Source organism: Jannaschia sp. L-14R, from assembly GCF_056857695.1.
Genome location: NZ_JBSXNP010000009.1, coordinates 702,108 through 721,654 on the forward strand (window position 1 = coordinate 702,108; position 19,547 = coordinate 721,654).

22 protein-coding genes are annotated in these 19,547 nt (G+C 63.6%); 9 read left to right on the plus strand and 13 right to left on the minus strand.

The window, feature by feature from the left end; all coding sequences use genetic code 11:
• Positions 1 to 1,431 carry an aldehyde dehydrogenase family protein gene (locus AC13C2_RS07910; protein ID WP_482886447.1) on the plus strand — a complete coding sequence of 477 codons (1,431 nt, stop codon included), beginning with the start codon at positions 1 to 3 and terminating at the stop codon, positions 1,429 to 1,431.
• A gap of 15 nt (positions 1,432 to 1,446) precedes the next feature.
• Here the strand turns inward: AC13C2_RS07910 and AC13C2_RS07915 are convergent, their stop codons facing one another.
• On the minus strand, positions 1,447 to 1,812 hold the full coding sequence (locus AC13C2_RS07915) for a SnoaL-like domain-containing protein (protein WP_482886448.1): 366 nt from the start codon (positions 1,810 to 1,812) through the stop codon (positions 1,447 to 1,449).
• A 123-nt stretch (positions 1,813 to 1,935) separates the two neighbouring features.
• Between AC13C2_RS07915 and AC13C2_RS07920 the strand changes: the two genes are divergently transcribed.
• From AC13C2_RS07920 to AC13C2_RS07930, 3 genes are read left to right on the plus strand one after another with little or no spacing between them, the layout of a single operon-like run.
• Positions 1,936 to 2,676 (plus strand): SDR family oxidoreductase, encoded by a 741-nt coding sequence (locus tag AC13C2_RS07920; RefSeq protein WP_482886449.1) that lies wholly within the window; start codon positions 1,936 to 1,938, stop codon positions 2,674 to 2,676.
• A 33-nt stretch (positions 2,677 to 2,709) separates the two neighbouring features.
• Positions 2,710 to 3,009, plus strand: coding sequence for a hypothetical protein (locus tag AC13C2_RS07925; RefSeq protein WP_092764890.1), 300 nt, complete (start codon positions 2,710 to 2,712; stop codon positions 3,007 to 3,009).
• A gap of 4 nt (positions 3,010 to 3,013) precedes the next feature.
• Positions 3,014 to 3,994: a P1 family peptidase gene (locus AC13C2_RS07930; protein WP_482886450.1), complete on the plus strand. Its 981-nt coding sequence runs from the start codon at positions 3,014 to 3,016 to the stop codon at positions 3,992 to 3,994.
• Positions 3,995 to 4,010: 16 nt separating this feature from the next.
• On the opposite strand, the gene AC13C2_RS07935 is transcribed toward AC13C2_RS07930, so the two are convergent.
• Positions 4,011 to 4,454, minus strand: coding sequence for a nucleoside deaminase (locus tag AC13C2_RS07935; protein ID WP_482886451.1), 444 nt, complete (start codon positions 4,452 to 4,454; stop codon positions 4,011 to 4,013).
• 75 nt (positions 4,455 to 4,529) lie between these two features.
• On the opposite strand from AC13C2_RS07935, the gene AC13C2_RS07940 reads away from it, so the two are divergent.
• Positions 4,530 to 6,086 carry a pseudouridine synthase gene (locus AC13C2_RS07940; protein WP_482886452.1) on the plus strand — a complete coding sequence of 519 codons (1,557 nt, stop codon included), beginning with the start codon at positions 4,530 to 4,532 and terminating at the stop codon, positions 6,084 to 6,086.
• Between the two features lie 21 nt (positions 6,087 to 6,107).
• On the opposite strand, the gene AC13C2_RS07945 is transcribed toward AC13C2_RS07940, so the two are convergent.
• From AC13C2_RS07945 to ftsY, 5 genes are read right to left on the minus strand one after another with little or no spacing between them, the layout of a single operon-like run.
• Positions 6,108 to 6,716 carry an inner membrane-spanning protein YciB gene (locus AC13C2_RS07945; RefSeq protein WP_339645722.1) on the minus strand — a complete coding sequence of 203 codons (609 nt, stop codon included), beginning with the start codon at positions 6,714 to 6,716 and terminating at the stop codon, positions 6,108 to 6,110.
• Positions 6,717 to 6,763: 47 nt separating this feature from the next.
• Positions 6,764 to 7,660, minus strand: coding sequence for an EamA family transporter (locus AC13C2_RS07950; protein WP_482886453.1), 897 nt, complete (start codon positions 7,658 to 7,660; stop codon positions 6,764 to 6,766).
• The gene (locus AC13C2_RS07955) at positions 7,657 to 7,881 is read right to left on the minus strand and encodes a hypothetical protein (protein WP_474520857.1); all 225 of its coding nucleotides are present in this window, start codon (positions 7,879 to 7,881) and stop codon (positions 7,657 to 7,659) included. Before AC13C2_RS07955 ends, AC13C2_RS07950 begins: the two co-directional genes overlap by 4 nt.
• Entirely contained in the window at positions 7,878 to 8,075 is a 198-nt protein-coding gene (locus tag AC13C2_RS07960; protein ID WP_482886454.1) for a hypothetical protein, read from the minus strand. Before AC13C2_RS07960 ends, AC13C2_RS07955 begins: the two co-directional genes overlap by 4 nt.
• Positions 8,072 to 9,283, minus strand: coding sequence for a signal recognition particle-docking protein FtsY (gene ftsY, locus AC13C2_RS07965; RefSeq protein WP_482886455.1), 1,212 nt, complete (start codon positions 9,281 to 9,283; stop codon positions 8,072 to 8,074). Before ftsY ends, AC13C2_RS07960 begins: the two co-directional genes overlap by 4 nt.
• 103 nt (positions 9,284 to 9,386) lie before the next feature.
• Between ftsY and AC13C2_RS07970 the strand changes: the two genes are divergently transcribed.
• On the plus strand, positions 9,387 to 10,277 hold the full coding sequence (locus AC13C2_RS07970; RefSeq protein ID WP_482886456.1) for a lytic transglycosylase domain-containing protein: 891 nt from the start codon (positions 9,387 to 9,389) through the stop codon (positions 10,275 to 10,277).
• Between the two features lie 11 nt (positions 10,278 to 10,288).
• Here AC13C2_RS07970 and AC13C2_RS07975 read toward each other — a convergent pair whose 3' ends face one another.
• A complete protein-coding gene (locus AC13C2_RS07975; RefSeq protein WP_482886457.1) occupies positions 10,289 to 12,067 on the minus strand; it encodes an NAD(P)H-dependent oxidoreductase subunit E in 1,779 nt (592 codons plus the stop codon).
• Between the two features lie 330 nt (positions 12,068 to 12,397).
• On the opposite strand from AC13C2_RS07975, the gene AC13C2_RS07980 reads away from it, so the two are divergent.
• Positions 12,398 to 12,811: a hypothetical protein gene (locus tag AC13C2_RS07980; RefSeq protein ID WP_482886458.1), complete on the plus strand. Its 414-nt coding sequence runs from the start codon at positions 12,398 to 12,400 to the stop codon at positions 12,809 to 12,811.
• Positions 12,812 to 12,940: 129 nt separating this feature from the next.
• On the opposite strand, the gene AC13C2_RS07985 is transcribed toward AC13C2_RS07980, so the two are convergent.
• The gene (locus tag AC13C2_RS07985; RefSeq protein WP_482886459.1) at positions 12,941 to 13,717 is read right to left on the minus strand and encodes an FG-GAP repeat domain-containing protein; all 777 of its coding nucleotides are present in this window, start codon (positions 13,715 to 13,717) and stop codon (positions 12,941 to 12,943) included.
• Complete coding sequence (locus AC13C2_RS07990) at positions 13,714 to 14,037, minus strand: 2Fe-2S iron-sulfur cluster-binding protein (RefSeq protein ID WP_092764917.1); 324 nt, start codon at positions 14,035 to 14,037, stop codon at positions 13,714 to 13,716. The genes AC13C2_RS07985 and AC13C2_RS07990 overlap by 4 nt, the downstream gene beginning before the upstream one ends.
• A gap of 298 nt (positions 14,038 to 14,335) precedes the next feature.
• Between AC13C2_RS07990 and AC13C2_RS07995 the strand changes: the two genes are divergently transcribed.
• Both AC13C2_RS07995 and AC13C2_RS08000 read left to right on the plus strand, forming a co-directional pair.
• On the plus strand, positions 14,336 to 14,710 hold the full coding sequence (locus AC13C2_RS07995; protein ID WP_482886461.1) for a peptidoglycan-binding domain-containing protein: 375 nt from the start codon (positions 14,336 to 14,338) through the stop codon (positions 14,708 to 14,710).
• Positions 14,707 to 15,435 (plus strand): heparan-alpha-glucosaminide N-acetyltransferase, encoded by a 729-nt coding sequence (locus tag AC13C2_RS08000; RefSeq protein ID WP_092764921.1) that lies wholly within the window; start codon positions 14,707 to 14,709, stop codon positions 15,433 to 15,435. Before AC13C2_RS07995 ends, AC13C2_RS08000 begins: the two co-directional genes overlap by 4 nt.
• A gap of 70 nt (positions 15,436 to 15,505) precedes the next feature.
• Here AC13C2_RS08000 and AC13C2_RS08005 read toward each other — a convergent pair whose 3' ends face one another.
• From AC13C2_RS08005 to hflK, 3 genes are all read right to left on the minus strand, one after another.
• Positions 15,506 to 16,909, minus strand: coding sequence for a Do family serine endopeptidase (locus tag AC13C2_RS08005; protein WP_482886520.1), 1,404 nt, complete (start codon positions 16,907 to 16,909; stop codon positions 15,506 to 15,508).
• Positions 16,910 to 17,260: 351 nt separating this feature from the next.
• Positions 17,261 to 18,346 (minus strand): protease modulator HflC, encoded by a 1,086-nt coding sequence (gene hflC, locus AC13C2_RS08010; RefSeq protein ID WP_482886462.1) that lies wholly within the window; start codon positions 18,344 to 18,346, stop codon positions 17,261 to 17,263.
• Positions 18,346 to 19,506 carry an FtsH protease activity modulator HflK gene (gene hflK / locus AC13C2_RS08015; RefSeq protein WP_092764925.1) on the minus strand — a complete coding sequence of 387 codons (1,161 nt, stop codon included), beginning with the start codon at positions 19,504 to 19,506 and terminating at the stop codon, positions 18,346 to 18,348. Before hflK ends, hflC begins: the two co-directional genes overlap by 1 nt.
• Positions 19,507 to 19,547 lie beyond the last annotated feature (41 nt).

Here is a 19,547-nt window from a genome sequence, read left to right on the forward strand (position 1 = left end):
ATGACGATCTGGTTCGACACCGAGGAAATGCTCATCGGCGGTCGCTGGCTGCGCGCCGCAGATACGCTGACGCTGGAAAACCCGTCGACGGGGCAACCGCTGGCGCAGATCGCGCGCGGCCAGTCGCGTGATATCGACGCCGCCGTCGCCGCTGCCCATCAGGCGCTGTCGGGCGATTGGGGCCGGATGCCGGCGTTGGAACGGGGGCGGGTTCTGACGCGCATGGGACAGATGGTGCTGAACCGCGCCGACGATCTGGCCGTGCTGGAAGCGATGGACGTCGGCAAGCCGCTGAAGCAGGCGCGGGCCGATGCCGTGGCGCTGGCCCGCTATCTGGAATTCTACGGTGGGGCCGCCGACAAGGTGCATGGCGAAACGATCCCTTATCTGGACGGCTATACCGTTTATACCCTGCGGCAGCCGCATGGTGTCACCGGCCATATCGTGCCGTGGAATTATCCGATGCAGATTATCGGGCGCTCCGTCGGCGCGGCGCTGGCGATGGGCAACGCCTGCGTCTTGAAACCCGCCGAGGAAGCATGCCTGACCGCACTGGCCTTCGCGCGTATCGCGGTCGAAGCCGGATTGCCCGACGGCGCGCTCAATGTCGTGCCGGGCCTCGGGGGCGAAGCGGGAGCCGCGCTGACCGCGCACCCCGGTATCCACCACATCAGCTTCACCGGGTCCGTGGCGACCGGCGTAAAGGTTCAGCAATCGGCGGGCGCGAATGTCGTGCCGGTGACGCTGGAACTGGGCGGCAAATCCCCGCAACTGGTCTTCGATGACGCCGACCTGGACGCGGCGCTTCCATTCCTCGTGAACGCGGGCATTCAGAACGCCGGGCAGACCTGTTCGGCGGCTTCGCGCATTCTGGTGCATCGATCGATCCACGATGACGTGGTCGCCCGAATGGCCGAGCGATATGGCGCGCTGAAGGTCGGCCCCGCGATGGACGACCTGGATATGGGACCGGTCATCTCGGCGCGCCAGAAGGCCATCGTGGATGGGTTCCTGGCACAGGCGGGCGACCTGACCGTGGCCGGACAAGGCGAAATCCTCGGGACCGGGGGTCACTACGTCGCGCCGACCCTGCTGACCGGGGTTACCGTGGATCATGCGTTGGCACAGGCGGAAATCTTCGGCCCGGTGCAGGTCGTCATCCCGTTCGAGACCGAGGCCGAAGCGGTGCAGATCGCCAATGGCACCGATTACGGCCTGGTGGCAGGTGTCTGGACCCGCGACGGGGGGCGTCAGATGCGGCTCGCGCGCGACCTGCGCGCCGGTCAGGTGTTTCTGAACAACTACGGCGCCGGCGGCGGGGTCGAATTGCCGTTCGGTGGGGTCGGCAAGTCGGGACACGGGCGCGAAAAAGGGTTCGAAGCCCTGTACGGCTTCAGCCAGTTGAAGACGGTGGCCGCGCATCACGGGTGACGCGGAGCGGCCTTGTCATCCGCCATAGAAGAATTCCTCCCGTACGATCTTGCCATCGGCGACGTGGTACAGGCCAACTTCCTTGCCGTGATGTTCCTTGCCGGAATCCTTGTCGCGGGTGTGCATGGTGTAATAGACGGCGAACCGGTCGTCGCCGTGTGGAAACGGCCCTTCGATATCACCACCCAGCCATTCGACGGTGTTTTGCCACCAGTCGTGCTTGGCCCTGATGGCGTCCACGCCTTTGACTTCGCGCCCGCCGCCCATATCCAGCGCTTCGACCGAAACGGCATCGGGCGCATAGAGCTTACCGAGGTTTTCCTTGGCGCGGTTCTCGCGAACTCCGGCCACCAGTTCGTCAGCGATTTCCTGCAGTGTCATGTCCGATGTCCTTCATGTGCGATGGAACGTCCCGATTTTATCCTATCACACATCGGGCACGACCACAGGACGGGCTGGCGCTGCAGTCAGGGGTCGGGCATCAAGTAAAAAAGGGAGGCTGCAATGCGATTAAGGGACAAGACGGCCATCGTGACCGGCGGCGCCTCGGGCTTCGGACGCGGCATCGTCGAGAAATTCGCGGCCGAAGGCGCGCGCGTTCTGGTGGCTGATATCAACGAAACGGGCGCAGCAGAGATCGCGAAGGCCGTCGGCGGTATATCCGCAGGGATGGACGTTTCCAAAGACGACGATTGGGCCGCCCTGACGGCTCAGGCGATGGCCGATTGGGGGCAGATCGACATTCTGGTGAACAATGCCGGCATCTCGCACCGGCCAATGGCAATGGAAGACGTGACCGAGGAGGATTTCGATCGCGTGCTGGCCGTCAACGCCAAGTCAGTCTTCCTGTCGGCCCGCCATATCGTGCCATTGATGAAGGCGGCGAAATCCGGCGCGATCCTGAATATAGCCTCGACCGCCGGGGTCAGCCCACGGCCCCGCTTGAACTGGTACAATGCCAGCAAGGGCTGGATGATAACCGCGACCAAGACGATGGCAGTGGAGCTTGCGCCCGCAGGGGTGCGCGTCAACTGCCTGAACCCGGTTGCGGGCGACACGCCCCTGCTGGCGACGTTCATGGGCGAGGACACGCCCGAAATGCGCGCGAAGTTTCTGTCGACCATACCGCTGGGCCGCTTTTCCACGCCCCAGGACATGGGCAACGCCGCATGCTTCCTGTGCTCGGACGAGGCTTCGATGATCACCGGCGTCGGCATGGAGGTGGACGGTGGCCGCTGCATCTGACGCAGGCAGGACCGGGGGGCGGGTAGGCGCGACATGAAGTTCCGTGTGTCGATTGGCGTGTTTGCTGGCGATTTCCCGGCGCAGCAGCTTGTCTTCGCGCATTTGATGGACGTCTGCCCTGACGCCGACCTGGATCAGGTTGAAGTATTGGCCCGCCCCTTCGCCCCGCGTCTGGGCCACTTCTTCGACGCGGGCACGGTTTCCGACCTGCCGGAAGACACGCTTGTCCTGACGTTTCCCGGCGCGGGCGTGCCGCTGACAGCCACCGACCGATTGCGCGTCGTCGGACGGTTCACCGGCACGATTACCCGTGCCCTTCTGCCCGAGGATTGACCCGATGCGCCCCGGACCCAGAAACCTGATTACCGATGTCGCGGGCATGCGGGTCGGCAATGCACATGATGTCGCTCTGCGATCCGGCTCCACTGTCCTGCTGGGCGACGTGCCCTTCGTCGCGGGCGTTCATGTCATGGGCGGCGCACCGGGCACCCGCGAGACGGATCTGCTGGCACCCGACAAACTGGTGCAGGAAGTCGACGCGCTGGTGCTGTCGGGTGGGTCGGCCTTCGGGCTTGATGCGGCATCAGGTGTGGCGGACGGGTTGCGCGCTGCGGGACGAGGGTTCGCGGTCGGCGAACAACGGGTTCCGATCGTGCCTGCTGCGATCCTGTTCGATCTGCTGAATGGCGGCGACAAGGTTTGGGACCGCAATCCCTATGCGCCGTTGGGTCGGGCCGCGCTGGAGGGGGCTGCGGTGGAGTTCGACCTCGGGTCCGTCGGGGCCGGGTTCGGGGCGACGACAATGGATTTGGCCGGGGGGCTTGGGTCGGCATCGCTCGTTCTCGATTGCGGTATAACGGTCGGGGCACTGGTGGCGGTAAACGCCCTTGGCCGGGTCTGCGACGATGATGGGCGGTTTTTTGCAGCACCGTGGGAAATCGAGGGCGAATTCGGGGGACACGATGTCGGGCGTCTGTCCCCGACATGGGAACCCTATGGCGACACCACCCCCGGCCAATCGACCACCATCGCCATCGTCGCAACCGATGCCGTGCTGACCCAGGCACAAGCCACCCGGCTGGCCGTCGCCGCACATGATGGCATGGCGCGCGCGATCCTGCCCAGTCATACGCCCATGGATGGCGATCTGGTCTTCGCCGCCGCGACGGGCGCGCGCGATCTGCCCGATCCGGTTTGGGACGGATTGCGATTGGGTCATGCCGCCGCGGCCTGTTTGTCACGGGCGATTGCGCGGGGGGCGTTCACCGCACGCTCCGCGGCGTTGTCATCGTGGCAGGAACGGTTCGGGACGCGATAAGGCGAATCGCCTGACGCTAGCGCCGTTGCGCAAAGAATTCCTTAAGAAGTGCGGCACAGGCTTCTGCGTCGATGCCATCGTGAATATCGGGCACATGGTGCGTCTGGGGGTGTGTGAAAATTCGCGCACCGTGCAAAACCCCACCCGACTTGGGGTCGGAGGCACCGAAATGAAGGCGATCCAACCGGGCGTGTGCGATGGCCTGCGCGCACATCGCACAGGGCTCCAGTGTCACCCAGAGGTCGCATCCAATCAGACGATCCTGAGCCAGTGCCGCGCAGGCTGCGCGGATCGCAAGCATCTCGGCATGGGCCGTCGGGTCGTTCAATTCACGGGTCCGATTACCGCCCCGTCCAATGATATCGTTGCCACGCGTCACCACGGCCCCCACCGGCACTTCGCCGCGCAGGTCCGCGGCGCGGGCTTCGGACAGGGCATCGGACATGAAGGAACGGAACATGGCACCGGGATGCCGCGACGACCCGCGCAACGCAAGCCGCTTCCCCCCGTGCCCCAAGAGGCGTAGAGCGCGCCCATGACCGATGAACAGAACAGAGCCGGCGACCGGATCGCCAAGGTAATCGCCCGCGCGGGCCTTGCGTCGCGCCGGGATGCCGAGATTATGGTGACCGACCTTCGCGTCGCCGTGAACGGACGCACCGTGTCGAATGTAGCGACGAACATCGTGCCCGGCGACAAGATCACCGTGGACGGCGTGCCACTGCCCAAGGCGGACGGCGCGAGACTGTGGCTATACCACAAGCCCGCCGGTCTGGTGACGACGGAGCGGGACGAGAAAGATCGCGAGACGGTATTCGAGACGCTGCCCGAAGAATTGGGGCGCGTATTGTCGGTCGGGCGGCTGGATCTGAACTCCGAAGGGTTGCTGCTGCTGACCAACGACGGCGACCTGAAGCGTCAGTTGGAGTTGCCGTCGACAGGCTGGCTGCGCCGATACCGCGTGCGGGTGAATGGCAAACCCGCCGAGGCGGCATTGCAGCGTCTGCGTGACGGTATCACCGTCGAGGGCGAGGACGGCCCTGAGGATTTTGCGCCCATGCAGGTCACGCTCGATCGCCAGCAGGGCGCGAATGCCTGGCTGACGGTGGGGCTTCGCGAAGGCCGCAACCGCGAGGTCCGCCGGGCGATGAACGCGGTCGACCTGTATGTGAACCGGCTGATCCGGATCAGCTATGGGCCGTTCCAGCTGGGCGAACTGCCCGCTGGCGAGGTCGAGGAAGTGAAGCCCCGCGTTCTGAAGGAACAGCTTGGCGGCACGTGGGATGGTGAATTGGCCGAAAGCCGGCAGGTTTCGACGGCGGCCGAAGACGAGAAAGCCGACCGACGCGGCATCAAGGGCGATAGCCCGCGCAAACCCCGGTCTTCGGGCGATCGCCTGATCGACAAGGGACGCGGGCGCGAGACGTCGGACGCACCGCGCGGCCCCGCCAAGGCCCGGACTGTCAGCCCCGCCGAGGCCCGGTCCGCGCGCGCCGCACGACCCGACCGTCCCCGCACCGGCAAACCGCCGGTGACACGCAATGACGGCGACGGATCACGCCCCGAGCGCACCGCGCGTCCGACCCGCGATGGGGACCGCAAACCTCGGTCGAAATTCGGCGACAAACCCAATCGGGATGGTACGAAACCGCAGCGGGATGGGGACAGGCCCCAACGCGACGGCAGAAAACCTGCCGCCGCGCGCAAGCCCTGGGCAAAAGATGGCGACCGTTCGGCCCGACCCGCCCGCGATGGCGATCGTCCGGGACGCAGCGGTCCAGGTCCGCGCAAGCCGTGGGACGGGAACCCCGATCGTCCGTCGCGCGATGGCGACCGCAGCCCGTGGGACAAGGGTGAAGGCCGACGTGACGACAAGCCGCGCCGCGACGGGGATCGCGCCGGCAAACCCACGCACCGCCCCGGCCATCCGGATCAACCGAAGGAAACCAAGTCGGAACGCACCGCGCGTCTTCGGTCGGACAGTTCGATCAGTCTGCGCAAGGGCGGTCAACGCGGGCGCGGCGTCGCAAAACCCAAGAAGCCCCCTTCGACCAAGCGGATGAAAAAGCCCGACGACGACAGCAAGGACTGAAAAGGCTTCAGGCGGGGGGGATTACTCCTCCTCCACCTTTTCCTCAGGGGTATGTGCCTTGAGCAACCCTGCCTGCGCGATGAAGAATGCGAACATCGCCACCGGCAGGCCGAAGGTCTTGAAACTGACCCAGGCGTCCGTCGACATCGTGCGCCAGATGACTTCGTTCGCGACGGCCAGTCCGACGAAGAACCATGCCATTCGCTTGGTCAGAAGCATCCAGCCTTCATGCGTCAGCGGCAGCGTTTCGGACAGGACCATCGCCAGATAGCTGCGCCCGCGCCATAGCCCGAAAAAGAACACGGCGGCGAACAACAGATAGATCAGCGTCGGCTTCATCTTGAAAAACCGCTCGTCGTTCAGCCAGACCGACAGACCGCCGAAAACCGTCACCAGAACCGCCGTCACGATCTGCATCTGGCTCAGTTTACCGGTCAGCCACCAGAGCGCCGCCGTCGAAGCCAGAATCAGCGGAATGAACAGGGCCGTGACCACGATGAACCCGGCGTATTCGGTGCCGCCGACGGTGAAGGTCTCATCCTTCAGATATATGTACCCCAGGAAGAACAACGCGACCGGTCCAAGCTCCAGTGAGGGCTTGACCCATCCGGGGGTCTGGCGGTCGGTCATGGCTGTCCTCGCAAATATTGGGTGGCTTGAGTTGGCACATAAGGGCTTCAGCCCGCGAACTCCACCACCACCGCGCCCAGCGCGATCAGCGAGATCAGGATCAGGCGGCGGGGACCCACCGATTCCTTCAGCAGGACCCATCCGATCAGTGCGGCAAACACGGTCGAGGTTTCGCGCAGGATCGCCGCCTCGCCCACACTGTCGAGCCGCGTGGCAAGCATGATCGACCCGAACGACCCGAAAGCGATAATCCCTCCGAACAGGCCGAGCCGGATCAGGTGCGGTTCGGGCTTGCGCCATTTGCCGCGGAGGGCTGCAATAAGTGGAAAATCCCAGGATGTCAGCATGAAGAACCACGCGAGGAAGGTGAACGGATCGGCCACCGACCGGATGCCGAAGGCGTTCCATGTCGTATAGACGGCCACCATCAATCCGGTCAGCACGGCAAGTCCCAGTGCCGGTCCCAGCGTCGCCCGGTTGACGGTGATCTTCGCCAGATTATACGCCGACAGGCCGAACAATCCGACAATCAGGATGGCGACGCCCAGCCATTGCGATGCCGTAAATGTCTCGCCGAAAATCGCGCCCGCGCCCAGCACGGTAAACAGAGGCCCGGTCCCGCGCACGACCGGATAGACGACCGTATAGGCGCCCCGCTGATAGGTCGCGCCCTGCAGTGCCTTGTAGAGAAACTGGATCATAACCATCCCGACCAGGACCCACCAAAGGCGCAGGGGTGGCCATGGCACGACGAACAGCGCCACAGGGGTTGCGATGCAGAAAATCGCCACGTCCATCGCAGTGCGCGAGGTCCATGGGTCATAACGCCCCCCCTTTTGCAGTGCACCGAACAACGCATGCAGAAAGGCCGCCGCCAGGGCCAGCCAAAGTGCCGCGTTCCTTCCCGCCGGGGTGCCTTCAATGGCAAATATCCATTCAGTCATCGGAAAGCCGCTTCCGTCAGTCCAGGCGCCCGTCCCTCCAACTCTGTCTTGCAGTAGCTGGGGCGCACGACCGGCAGATCGCGTTCACGCGACGGGATGGCGAAATGACCCATGAACCCGAAGGGACAATCGGCGCAGTCCGAAATGCCAGCAACCCCCAGAAGATCGTTGCGTTCCCTGGCGGTGCGGGGGTCCAGATTTTTCCCAAGGTGCAGGATCATGGGGCTTCGGGCGTGTCAGTCTTGCGGGCGGCCAAATCCGGGGCCATGCCACCGATCCCGACGTCCTGCAGACTGCGCGGGTGCGGCAGCATGTCTTGCATCGCTGTCCCACGCACCGGCATTGTCGGCTTCGGCTTGCGTTGCTGCGACAGCCAGGGGGCCGACATCAAAGCGACCGATATGGCGCGGATCACACGTCCAGCCCCACAAGGGCAGAGGCGAATTCCTCGGGGTCGAAAGCGTCCAGATCGTCGATCTGTTCGCCCACGCCGATGGCATGGATCGGCAACCCGAAACGGTCGGCCAGCGCGACAAGAACGCCGCCCTTGGCAGTGCCGTCCAGCTTGGTCATGACAAGGCCGGACACATCCGACAGTTTCTGGAACACGTCCACCTGTGTCAGGGCGTTCTGTCCCGTCGTGGCATCCAGAACCAGCAGCGTGTTGTGTGGCGCGCTCGGGTCTTTCTTGCGGATGACGCGGACGATCTTGGCCAGTTCCTCCATCAGGTCAGCGCGGTTCGACAGGCGTCCGGCAGTGTCGATCAGCAGCAGGTCGGCACCGTCCGCCTCGGCCCTGGTCATCGCGTCGAACGCCAATGATGCTGGGTCCGAACCCTGAGGCGCGACCATGACAGGCACACCAGCACGGTCGCCCCAGACCTGCAATTGTTCCACCGCAGCAGCGCGGAACGTGTCACCCGCCGCGATCACGACGGACTTGCCCGCGGCGCGAAACTGACTTGCCAGCTTGCCGATTGTCGTCGTCTTGCCCGAGCCATTCACACCGACGACCAGAACCACCTGCGGGCGGTGCGCGGTCAGCGGCATGGGGCGGGCGACCGGATCCATGATCCGGGCGATCTCGGTGGCCAGAAGGCGTTTGATCTCTTCCGATGACAGGCGCTTGCCCATACGGCCTTCGGCAAGGTTGGCGGTGACGCGCATCGCCGTCTCAACCCCCATATCCGAGGCGATCAGCAATTCCTCCAACTGCTCCAGCATGTCATCGTCAAGGGCACGGCGCGGGGCAGACGAGGGCAGCGCGCGCCCGACCAGACGCCCCAGCAGACCCGGTTTCGGCGCGTCTTGGCGCGGCGCGTCGGGTTCGACGTTCGGGGTAGCAGACGCAGGGATCGGTGCCGGCGCCGTTGCCGGTGGAGCAGGAACCGGTACGGGGGAATTATCCTCAAGCGGAACGTGCGAGGCGGGCGGCGAGGCTTGTGTTTCGGATGTGGCGGGAGGTTCGGCCGACGGTTCCGGAGCCGGATCTGGCAATGGCTCGTGCACAGGCCGCGCTTCGACGGCATCGTCGGCCCCCGCATCGACGATCGCGTCCAACCCCTCTTCGAGTTTCGACGACGACCGCGTCAGACGGTCTTTCAGCTTCTTGAAGAACGACATGGCACCGACCCTTTCACACCCCACCTAATATGCCTCGCGGTCCGGCGAAAGTGCGTCTGAAAGGGCAGTTGACAGCCCTGTCCCCAGACCCGACCGTTCGTGCATGTTACGCGCCACTTTCTCTCTGTTTGCCATAACCTTGGCGCTTGCGGTCCCTGTCCAGGCCGACCCTCCGTCGGCCATCGCCTGTTCCGAGGGCGCGAGCGGCAAGCGATACTGCATCCGGCCGGTCAGTTTCGAAGCCGACGTCTGCCTCCAGATCGAGGCCGAGGCGCGGCTGAACGGCCTGCCGCCGGGTTATCTCGCGCGCCTGTTGTGGCAGGAAAGCCGGTTCGATCCGAATGCCGTCAGCCCGGCCCGCGCCATGGGAATCGCACAGTTCATCGCGCCAACCGCACGGTTGCGGGGGTTGGCCGATGCTTTCAATCCGGCGCAATCCATCGAAAGCTCCGCCTCCTATCTGGCCGAGATGACGCGCCGGTATGGCAACCTCGGATTGGCCGCCATTGGCTACAACGGGGGTGAGCGGAGGGTCGAAGGCTGGATAGCGGGAACCGGCGGACTGGCCCGAGAAACCGTCGATTACGTCCGCATCGTCACAGGCCATACCGCCGAGAGATGGCGCGACGATCCGCCAATCGGGCTGACCTTCGCCCTGGACGACAACAGGCCGTTCCAGGCCGCCTGCGTCGCGATGGCCGCCAACCGCCGGATTACACCCTTGGCCGCCCCCGAACCGCCGTTGTCACCATGGGGAGTGCAGGTTGGATACGGGTTGAACCCCACTCGCGCCCGTTCTGCCTATGATGCGTTGAACCCGTCTTGCCGCCGCGTCGCGCCCGCCTCGCGGTTGCAGCTCGTCCCACAGCCCCGGCGGGGTTCTTTGCCACCGATTATCGCCGCACGGGTCGGAGCGGAGAACCGGTCGCAGGCGCTCGAACTTTGTCGCGCGATCAGCGCGGCGGGCTGCATCTGTCGCGCCTATCGTAACTGACGGGCTGCGGGTCAACCGTCCAGCGCATCGTTCGTATCATATCCGTCGCTGTCGGGCATTGGCGCGACGCCACCTCCGACTTCCTCGGCGAAGTGCCTCATCACCAGTCTGATCGGGTTTGGCGCGGCCTGCCCCAGACCGCAGATCGAGGCGTCGACCATGGCTTGACTGACCTCTTCCAAAAGGCCCGTATCCCAGATCTTGGCCTGCATCAGCTTGACGGCCTTTTCGCAGCCCACGCGGCATGGCGTGCACTGACCGCAGCTTTCCGCCTCGAAGAAGCGCAGCATGTTCAGCGCGGCATCGCGCGCCCTGTCGTGGTCGGACAGAACGACGACGGCCGCCGAACCGATGAAACTGCCCAGCGGTTGCAGCGTGTCGAAGTCCAGTGGCACATCGTCGATCGACGCAGGCAGCAGGCCTGACGACGGACCTCCGGGTTGATAGGCCTTGAACATGTGGCCGTCGGCCATGCCGCCCGCCGCTGCGATCACGTCGCGGACCGTCGACCCGGCGGGCAGAAGGTGCACGCCCGGATCGGCCACGCGACCGGACACCGAATAGCTGCGCAGACCCTTGCGGCCATTCCTTTCGACCGATGACAGAATCTCCGGTCCTTCGCGCAGGATACGGGCGATCCAGTGGCAGGTCTCGATGTTGTGGACCAGCGTGGGTTGCCCGAACAGCCCGACCTGCGCCACGTAGGGCGGGCGGTGACGGGGAAGGCCGCGCTTGCCCTCGATGCTCTCGATCATCGCGGATTCCTCGCCACAGATGTAGGCACCCGCACCGCGGCGCAGATCGACGTAGCCCGGTTCGATCAGACCCGCCCTTTCGAGGGCCGCGATTTCGGTAGCAAGGATGTGCAGCACTGCCGGATATTCGTCGCGCATATACAGATAGACACGCTCCGCCTCGACCGCCCAGGCCGCGATCAGCATGCCCTCGAGGAAGAGGTGCGGCACACGTTCAAGATAGTAACGGTCCTTGAAGGTGCCCGGCTCGCCCTCGTCGCCATTCACGGCCATGTAGCGCGGGCCCGCATTGCCGCGCACAAAGCCCCATTTCTTTCCCGACGGAAAGCCCGCCCCGCCCAGGCCCCGCAAGCCGCTGTCGGCAATCGTCTGCTGCACGGCCTGCCAGTCGCCACCCGCGCGCAGGTCGGTCAGCCGCACGTACCCGCCCCCGGCGAGATAGGCGGCGAGGTCTTCGTAGTCTGGGATGACGGCGTGCAGATCGCCCGCCTCAAGCGTCTGGGCCACCAACTCCGGCGTCGCGTGGTCGATGTGGCGGTGGCCGATCTCCAGCACCGGCGCGGTATCGCAGCGGCCCATGCAGGGTGCGCGCAGCACACGAACCTTCGCGGGATCATGGCCCGATTCCAGCGCCGCGATCAGTGTCTCCGATCCCGCCAATTCGCACGACAGCGAGTCGCAGACGCGGATCGTCAGGTCAGGCGGCACCGGGTCGTTTTCGCGCAGCGGATCGAAATGGGCATAGAAAGTCGCGACCTCCCAGACTTCGGCCATCGACAGGCGCATGTCCTCGGCCAGCGCGCGAAGGTGGGCTGCAGATTGGTGACCGTATTCGTCCTGGATCAGATGCAGGAACTCGATCAGCAGATCGCGCCGTCGCGGCCGGTCGCCCAGAAGCGCCCGCACTTCGGCGAGTGCAACATCGTCGTATTGCCGCCCCTTCGGCGTCGCCCGCCCCCGGCCCTTGCCGGATTTCCAGACGCCCTTGCCGGATTGGCCCGTCCCGTCGCCGTCTGTCTTATCGTGATCCAGCATGCCGCATCCTTCCTGTCGTCACCGCGAGCCTAGAATGGAGACGGCGCGTCCCGGCGTGCGATTGCGACGCCGAGCCTTCTGTTTGCGCTGTTCCCTGATGTGTCGCAAGACGCGGGGCGGCGATGCGCGCCAATCGCTCCGCAGAATACGCGCCTATCATACGCCGATGTCGCTGATCGGAGACTGTCATTTTCAATCGTTCTCAGCGGTGCACTGCTGACGGTCGACCCATGACAGTCCCGGAAATCACTCCAAGGCGGGCTGCCTGCGCCACCCTCGGGATGGACACGGCGGTCACCTGCGGCAAAAGTGTTCACAAAGGAGAAGTCGATGCATTCGTTTCTAACCTATCCATTGCTGATCAGCCTGACCTTGTTTGCCGCACCCGCTTTTGCGGAACGCATCATGACTGCGGATGAATTCGCCCAGATCGTGACCGGCAAGACATTGTATTTCAATCGCTTCGGGGAAGCATTCGGAGCAGAACAGTATTTCGACGACAAGCGCGTCATCTGGGCATTCGAGGACGGCCAGTGTCAGCGCGGCATCTGGTTCGAGAATGCAGCGGGTGAAATCTGCTTCATCTATGACAATGATCCAGGGTCGCAATGCTGGAACTTTCTGGAGGGCGACGGCGGCGAGTATCGCGCACGCCTGTCCGGAGCCGATCCGTCGCAGGACCTCGTGACACGGAAGATCGGCAACGACGCGCTGGACTGCCCGCTGCCTGATCTGGGGGTCTGACGCCGCCGGGGACGCAGGTCCATCAGGCGTTAGTCCGGCTGTGCGGGCCGGGCCGCTAGATCTGCCTTTCCGGACGGTCAAGCGCGCCGATCCCCGCTCCCTGCGGAAGCACAGACGGCACGTCCGGTATCATCGGCGGCAGGCCACGGCATCTTTTGCCGCAGCGTTGGACCACAAACCAATTCCGCGCGCGCGGATTGTCCGCCCGTCATAGGTTACGGCCAGCATCCGAGACCGGTCGGCGTCCGACAGAACGATTTCCGGTCCCTGCCCACAGTCGCGCAAGCCGCCGTGGATGACTTCATCGCCGATAGCATGATTGGTCAGCCCGGTTGCGGCCGCAACCTCGCGGAAGTCGCCGGCGGCATAACGCCAGATGCGCAGGATCTTGGCCAAATGGGGCCGGTCGACATAGGCGATCTCGACATATCTGTCGCCATCCAGATCGCCCGCTGCGGCTGGAGCCAACCAGCGGTTGCGTTTCCCGATATAGGGAGTGGCGGCGATTTCGATCAGGGCGCGATCTCTGTGCTGATAGATGACCAGCTGCGCACCACGATCAAGACTGGACCGGACGGCGATGATTTCCGGGGTTCCGTCGCCCGTCACGTCGACCAGTCGCGGGGCGGTATCCTCGAATACGTGCCCATCGCCTGCTTGTGTTATGACAATGCGGCAGCCCCCATCTTCCGTCGCAATTTTAGCAACCAAATCACGTGCATCCGGGACCGACCCCATAATGCCATGACCATAGATGCCGGTCGGAGTGCTATACCACGCAGCATTGGGCTCAGCTTCTGCGGCCTCGACCAGACTGCCTCTGATGACGTCCGCAGGTGGCGGGGCAAGACATGCGGCGGCGGGTCCGGACAAGACGAGCGTCGCGAGAACCGCCAGACGGATCAAATCTGCTTTTCCGGCATCTGCACCACCAATCCGTCCAGTGCATCCGTCACCTTTATCTGGCACGTCAGGCGAGACTTTGTGGCGTCAGGCTCGTAGGCGAAATCCAGCATGTCTTCCTCCATCGCGTCCTTGGCAGGCAGCTTCTCGACCCAGTCGGGCGCGATATAAACATGGCAGGTCGAACAGGCGCAGGCCCCGCCGCAATCGGCTTCGATACCGGGAATGTTGTTGTCACGCGCGCCTTCCATCACGGTCAGGCCGGTGGGGACGTCGACGACATGCTCTTTGCCGCCGTGCTCGATGTAGGTGATCTTGGGCATGGGAACTCCTGCGATTTTCATCTTGTGGGTTAGCGAGGTGGTGACGTATGCGCAACAACCCGCAGGGGCGATCCGGCCGATCTGACAACCTCGTATCTGCTAATGTTTGTCCTTGGCGGCACTTAGTTTAAGGTCGCATGAACGCGCGGCGACAGATCGCGCCTCGAGGCCCGTGCATATGCTCCGAACGACCCCCCTTCTCTTGCTGATGACGGCTTGCGGTATTTCCACGGTCGAGCCTGTGACCAGGACGATCGGTCCTAGCAATGCTCTGCCTGGCACTTGCCATGCGCTTGGTGTGACGCCCGCCATTCTGGAAACGGTGACAGAACAGCGGTTGGAGAGTGCCGAAGTTCGGAACTCCGACGGTATAGTGGTGGAGCCTGCGCGGTTCCGTACCTTGACGTCGACACGCATCGTGCAGGAACGGGGCGAAAACTGGTTCGAAATCCCCTGCGCGCTGCGCGACGGCGACCCGGCCTTCATTGCACAGATTCAACGCGCCCTGGCGGCTCGGGAATTATACTCGGGCGATATAAATGGCATGTACGATCCGCCGACCCGAAAGGCCGTGCGGACATTCCAGGCAGCTCGCGGTCTGGAAAGTGGAATGTTATCGAAAACCTCGGCACAGACACTTGGATTGGTCGAACTGGGACGGAACGGCATATGATTATCACCAAAGGGCGTCTGATCGCGGTCGATTGGATGCGGACGCTGGCTTTCGTTGCCATGGCCATCTTTCATTTCGGACGCGACTTCGAGGTGCTGGGACTGGTCCCGCCCGGCACGACCTTCGGCGGTCTATGGGACATCTCGGCCCGCACCATTGCCGGCAGCTTTCTGTTCTTGGTCGGGTTCTCGTTGTGGCTGGCGCATGGGTCGCGCTTCCGGGCCCGGTCCTATTTCAAGCGTCTGGCCGTGTTGATCGTGGCCGCGGCGGGGGTCAGTCTTGCGACCTATTTTGCTGTGCCCGGGGCCTGGGTGCGGTTCGGCATTCTTCATTCCATCGCTCTCACGTCACTTATCGGACTTCTGTTTCTGCGGGCCCACTGGGTCGTCACGCTGGCGGCAGCCGCAGCCGTATTCTGGCTGGCACCGATGTTGCGAACGCCCGCGCTGGACGGAGCATGGTGGATGTGGACCGGCCTGGGCACATGGGTGCCACCGTCAATCGACTATGAACCGTTGGTGCCATGGCTTGCACCTTTGCTGGCGGGGCTGGCCTTCGGACAGGCCGGGGGAGGCAGACTGATGCAGTGGGGGCCCAAGCAGCCGGGTCAATTGGCCGAAGCGCTGGCCTGGCCGGGGCGCCACGCATTGAGCCTGTATCTGATTCATCAACCAATTCTGGTGGCCGTCGTGTTCAGCGGGGCATGGGTCTGGCGCCAGTTGTGAAAACGGGCGCCCAAAGACGCCCGTTTTACACATTGCTTCAAACCCGAAGGCTGAAATTCATGGTATAAGGTTATTCCCCGTCCAGCGGCAGTGCCACGAACCGGGCGTCCTCCCCGCGACGTATCAGCAGAAGGAAAGACTTCTGGCCGGCATCGCGGGCTTCGGCAATCCTGTCTTCCAGATCGGAAAGGGTTCCGACGGCAACCTGTCCCGCCTCCTCGATCACGTCGCCGATGCGGAGGCCTTTTTCGAAGGCTGCCGAATCCTCTTCGATGTTGGATACGACCAGACCTTCGACATCGACTTCCAGGCCAAGTTGCGACCGCAATTCATCAGTCAGGGTCGAGATGGTCAGACCCATGATCGTGCTTTCGGTTGCCTCATCAGGAGACTGCAGCGAAGCAGGAATCGTCCGTTCCGCATCTTCGCGACGACCCAGCGTAACCAGAAGGGTCTGCGTTTCGCCGTCGCGGAAGATCACGACCCGCACGGCGGTATCGACCGGTGCATTTCCGACGGTGCGAACAAGCTGCTTGGTGTCCACAATGTCGATCCCGTCGAAGGTCAGGATGACATCACGTGGTAATATCCCGGCCTCGGACGCAGGCCCCTCCGGCACATCTGTCACAAGGGCACCGCGCGCGGTTTCAAGACCCAGCGCATCGGCCAGTTCCGTATCCACATCCTGAATGCGCACGCCCAGCCAGCCGCGGCGGGTCTCGCCGAATTCCTGCAACTGGCCCACGACATTGTTGACGACATTTGACGACATCGCAAACCCGATACCGATCGAGCCGCCATTGGGCGACAGGATGGCGGTATTCACCCCGATCACCTGACCGTCCATGTTAAACAGCGGACCGCCCGAGTTGCCGCGGTTGATCGCGGCGTCGGTCTGGATAAAGTCGTCATATGCGCCCTGAAGTTCCCGTCCCAAAGACGATACTATGCCCGCACTGACCGAAAAGCCCTGACCCAGCGGATTGCCCATGGCCATGACCCAGTCGCCTGTCCGCATAGCCTTGCTGTCGCCGAATGAGACGAAAGGCAGCGGTTCGGAGGATTCGACCTTGAGCAGGGCAAGATCGGTGTTGAGGTCGGTGCCGATGATCTCGGCAGGCAGTTCCTGACCCGAGAAGAACTCGATCATGATCTCGTCCGCATTCGCGATCACGTGGTTATTGGTTACGATATAGCCGTCTTCACTGATCACGAACCCGGAACCGAGCGCACTGCCACGACGTCGAGGCATCTCGGGTACATTCCCGTCGGGCGAATTGCGGCGGCGGAATTCCTCGAAGAAATCCTCCAGCGGGCTGCCTGAATTCGGACCCTGATCGGCGGCGGCAATCGAGGTATTCGTAGTGATGTTCACGACCGCGCCAGAAACCTGATCGACAAGATCGGCGAATGTGTCGGGAGCGCGTTGCGCAACAGCCGCTAGGCTGGATGCGACCAGCATCGCTAGCCCCATCACGAGCGTCGTCAGCGCGCGAAGCGCAGCGGTGACTGACAATTGCGGATTCGTGTCTGTAGTCAAGGAAGGTCCCTCCTGAGATACCTGTTCATGCCCTTGGCAGAGCAAATTGGAGTCCCGATTGAACTGACGCTGCCGGGCCCCGGGTCCGTTGCATGTTCGCATCGGTTGCCAAACTTTCAACGCACTCGCCATCACACTCGCGTGAGAGGTCAGGTCCAAACTACAACCTTCGCATCCGCGCGCCAAGGGTGAAGAAAAAACGGCCGCCGCATTACGGAGCCGTGTCTGCCAGGTGGAACGGGCCGACCTGTGAAAGCGGCCCGTTCAGTTTGCCATGGTGACGGACTAGTTGCCGGAGCCAGCCGTGACACCTTCCGCAGGCACGGCAGCGTCGCCTGCGGGTGCAGTGGAATCGTCCGGTGCGATTGCGTTGTCCGCAGGTGCGGTTGCGTCATCTTCGGGCGCAGTGGAATCGTCTGCGGGGGCGGTCGCCTCCTGCGATGATGCTGGGAGAAGCGCGGGCTGAGCCGAACCGATCTCGCGCTGTGCAGCGCCGGAACTGCCCGCAATACCGTCTGTCTGCAGATAGTCGAAAAACTCCGAGTCCGGCGACAGAACGAGCGTCGAGTTCGAACCCTGCAGCGCCCGCGTATACGCCGTCAGCGAACGATAGAACTCAAAGAACTCCGGGTCGCTGCTGAAGGCTTCGGCGAAGATGCTGTTACGACGGGCATCTGCCTCGCCTCGGACGATCTCTGCTTCACGGCCTGCGTCGGACGTCAGCTCGATCACGGTACGGTCGGCCTGGGCGCGGATGCGCTGTGCGGCTTCTTCACCGCGCGCGATCTCGTCAGCAGCTTCGCGTTCGCGTTCAGCCCGCATCCGGGCGAAGGTCGCGTCGAGGTTCTGCGGCGGCAGATCGGTGCGCTTGAGGCGCACATCGATGACCTGCAACCCAAGGTTTGCCGCCCGCGTCCGCGAAGCCGATGCGATCCGCAGCATCAGCGCGGCCCTGTCTTCCGACAGGATCTCGTTCGAGGACACCGAACCCAGGACTTCGCGCATCTGCGACCGGATAATATCGTCCAGACGCTGTTCCGCCTGTTCGGTTCCGCCCGTCGGATTGGCCTCCCGGAACTGGAGCAGATCGGCGATTCGATAGCGCGCGAAAGCGTCGACCACGAGGCGACGATCGTCGCTGGGAGTGACCTCCATCGGGTCAATATCGCGCGACAGAATGCGGTCGTCATAGTAGGCGACGTCCTGGATCAAGGGGATCTTGAAGGCGATCCCCGGATCTTGCTTGACGTCAACGACGCGACCGAATTGCAGCACCAGCGCCTTCTGGCGTTCGTCGACCACGAAGACCGAAGAGAAGATCGCCACGAGAATTAGTGCTGCGATCGGCAGGAGATATGCTGTCCGTTTCATCAGTTGTTTTCCTCGTTACGCGTACCGCGCAGTTCGTTGAGAGGCAGATAGGGCACGATACCCTGACCGCCGCTGCCGCCGACACTGGTGTCGATGATGATCTTGTCGACGTCGCCCAGCACCTGTTCCATAGTTTCCAGATAGAGACGTTTGCGGGTGACCTCGGGCGCGGCGGAGTACTCCGTCAGAACCGAAGTGAAACGGCTGGCTTCACCGGTGGCTTCATTGACGACGCGGGCGCGGTAGCCTTCAGCCTCTTCGAGAAGCTGTGCGGCTTCACCCCGCGCGCCGGCGAGCACCTGATTGGCATAGCGGTCGGCCTCGGACTGGAGACGGTTGCGCTGCTGCTCGGCGGCCTGCACCTCGCGGAAGGCGTCGATCACCTGCTCGGGCGGATCGGCCCGGTCGAAGTTGACCCGAAGGACCTGCATGCCCGAATCGTAGCTTTCGAGCGTGGCCTGGATCAGAGTCCGAAGTTCTTCGGCGATGATGCCCCGGTCCCGGTTCAGGACCGGTGCCAGATCCGACCGGGCGATGATTTCACGCATGGCGGATTCGGACACGGCGCGGATCGTCTGCTCCGGGTCGCGCAGATTAAACAGATATTCGGCCGGGTCATTGATGTTCCAGACGACCTGGAAGTCGATGTCGACGACATTCTCGTCGCCAGTCAGCATCAGGCCCTGTTCGTCGCGGTTGCCGCGGTTGACACCGATGGCCACCGTGCGCTCGGACGTGACCGAGAGAACTTCCTTGGTAACAATAGGCCATGGCGCGAAATTCAGACCGGGTGCGCCCACATCGGAGAATTTGCCCAGAAACAACTCGACCGAACGCTGATCGGCCTGCACGCGATAGAACGACATGAACAGCCAGATCAGGAGAACCCCCAGCAAGCCGATCACGATAGTCGCGCGGTTCAGTTCGAACCCGCCCCCACCGCTGCCACCGCCGTTGGGGTTGCCGCCACCGCGACCGCCCATGAGAACCCGGAGCTGGTCTTGCCCCTTTTTCATCAGCTGGTCGATTTCCGGCACGCCTTGCGGACCTCGGTTCGGGGGGCGGCGCCCGCCATTCGGACGCTGCGAGGCGTCCCGGTCGTCGCCGTCCCCGCCACCGGATTTCCCGCTGCCCCCCCAGGGGCCTCCGCTACCTGCCATCAGGATCGTCCCTTCATTCCATTTATTCTATCACGTGGTGT

Excerpts from the sequence above, each read along its gene's own strand:
- AC13C2_RS07910 (WP_482886447.1), top strand. The coding sequence starts at position 1 with ATGACGATCTGGTTCGACACCGAGGAAATGCTCATCGGCGGTCGCTGG.
- AC13C2_RS07915 (WP_482886448.1), bottom strand. The coding sequence starts at position 1,812 with ATGACACTGCAGGAAATCGCTGACGAACTGGTGGCCGGAGTTCGCGAG.
- AC13C2_RS07920 (WP_482886449.1), top strand. The coding sequence starts at position 1,936 with ATGCGATTAAGGGACAAGACGGCCATCGTGACCGGCGGCGCCTCGGGC.
- AC13C2_RS07925 (WP_092764890.1), top strand. The coding sequence starts at position 2,710 with ATGAAGTTCCGTGTGTCGATTGGCGTGTTTGCTGGCGATTTCCCGGCG.
- AC13C2_RS07930 (WP_482886450.1), top strand. The coding sequence starts at position 3,014 with ATGCGCCCCGGACCCAGAAACCTGATTACCGATGTCGCGGGCATGCGG.
- AC13C2_RS07935 (WP_482886451.1), bottom strand. The coding sequence starts at position 4,454 with ATGTTCCGTTCCTTCATGTCCGATGCCCTGTCCGAAGCCCGCGCCGCG.
- AC13C2_RS07940 (WP_482886452.1), top strand. The coding sequence starts at position 4,530 with ATGACCGATGAACAGAACAGAGCCGGCGACCGGATCGCCAAGGTAATC.
- AC13C2_RS07945 (WP_339645722.1), bottom strand. The coding sequence starts at position 6,716 with ATGACCGACCGCCAGACCCCCGGATGGGTCAAGCCCTCACTGGAGCTT.
- AC13C2_RS07950 (WP_482886453.1), bottom strand. The coding sequence starts at position 7,660 with ATGACTGAATGGATATTTGCCATTGAAGGCACCCCGGCGGGAAGGAAC.
- AC13C2_RS07955 (WP_474520857.1), bottom strand. The coding sequence starts at position 7,881 with ATGATCCTGCACCTTGGGAAAAATCTGGACCCCCGCACCGCCAGGGAA.
- ftsY (WP_482886455.1), bottom strand. The coding sequence starts at position 9,283 with ATGTCGTTCTTCAAGAAGCTGAAAGACCGTCTGACGCGGTCGTCGTCG.
- AC13C2_RS07970 (WP_482886456.1), top strand. The coding sequence starts at position 9,387 with ATGTTACGCGCCACTTTCTCTCTGTTTGCCATAACCTTGGCGCTTGCG.
- AC13C2_RS07975 (WP_482886457.1), bottom strand. The coding sequence starts at position 12,067 with ATGCTGGATCACGATAAGACAGACGGCGACGGGACGGGCCAATCCGGC.
- AC13C2_RS07980 (WP_482886458.1), top strand. The coding sequence starts at position 12,398 with ATGCATTCGTTTCTAACCTATCCATTGCTGATCAGCCTGACCTTGTTT.
- AC13C2_RS07990 (WP_092764917.1), bottom strand. The coding sequence starts at position 14,037 with ATGCCCAAGATCACCTACATCGAGCACGGCGGCAAAGAGCATGTCGTC.
- AC13C2_RS08000 (WP_092764921.1), top strand. The coding sequence starts at position 14,707 with ATGATTATCACCAAAGGGCGTCTGATCGCGGTCGATTGGATGCGGACG.
- AC13C2_RS08005 (WP_482886520.1), bottom strand. The coding sequence starts at position 16,909 with ATGGGGCTAGCGATGCTGGTCGCATCCAGCCTAGCGGCTGTTGCGCAA.
- hflC (WP_482886462.1), bottom strand. The coding sequence starts at position 18,346 with ATGAAACGGACAGCATATCTCCTGCCGATCGCAGCACTAATTCTCGTG.
- hflK (WP_092764925.1), bottom strand. The coding sequence starts at position 19,506 with ATGGCAGGTAGCGGAGGCCCCTGGGGGGGCAGCGGGAAATCCGGTGGC.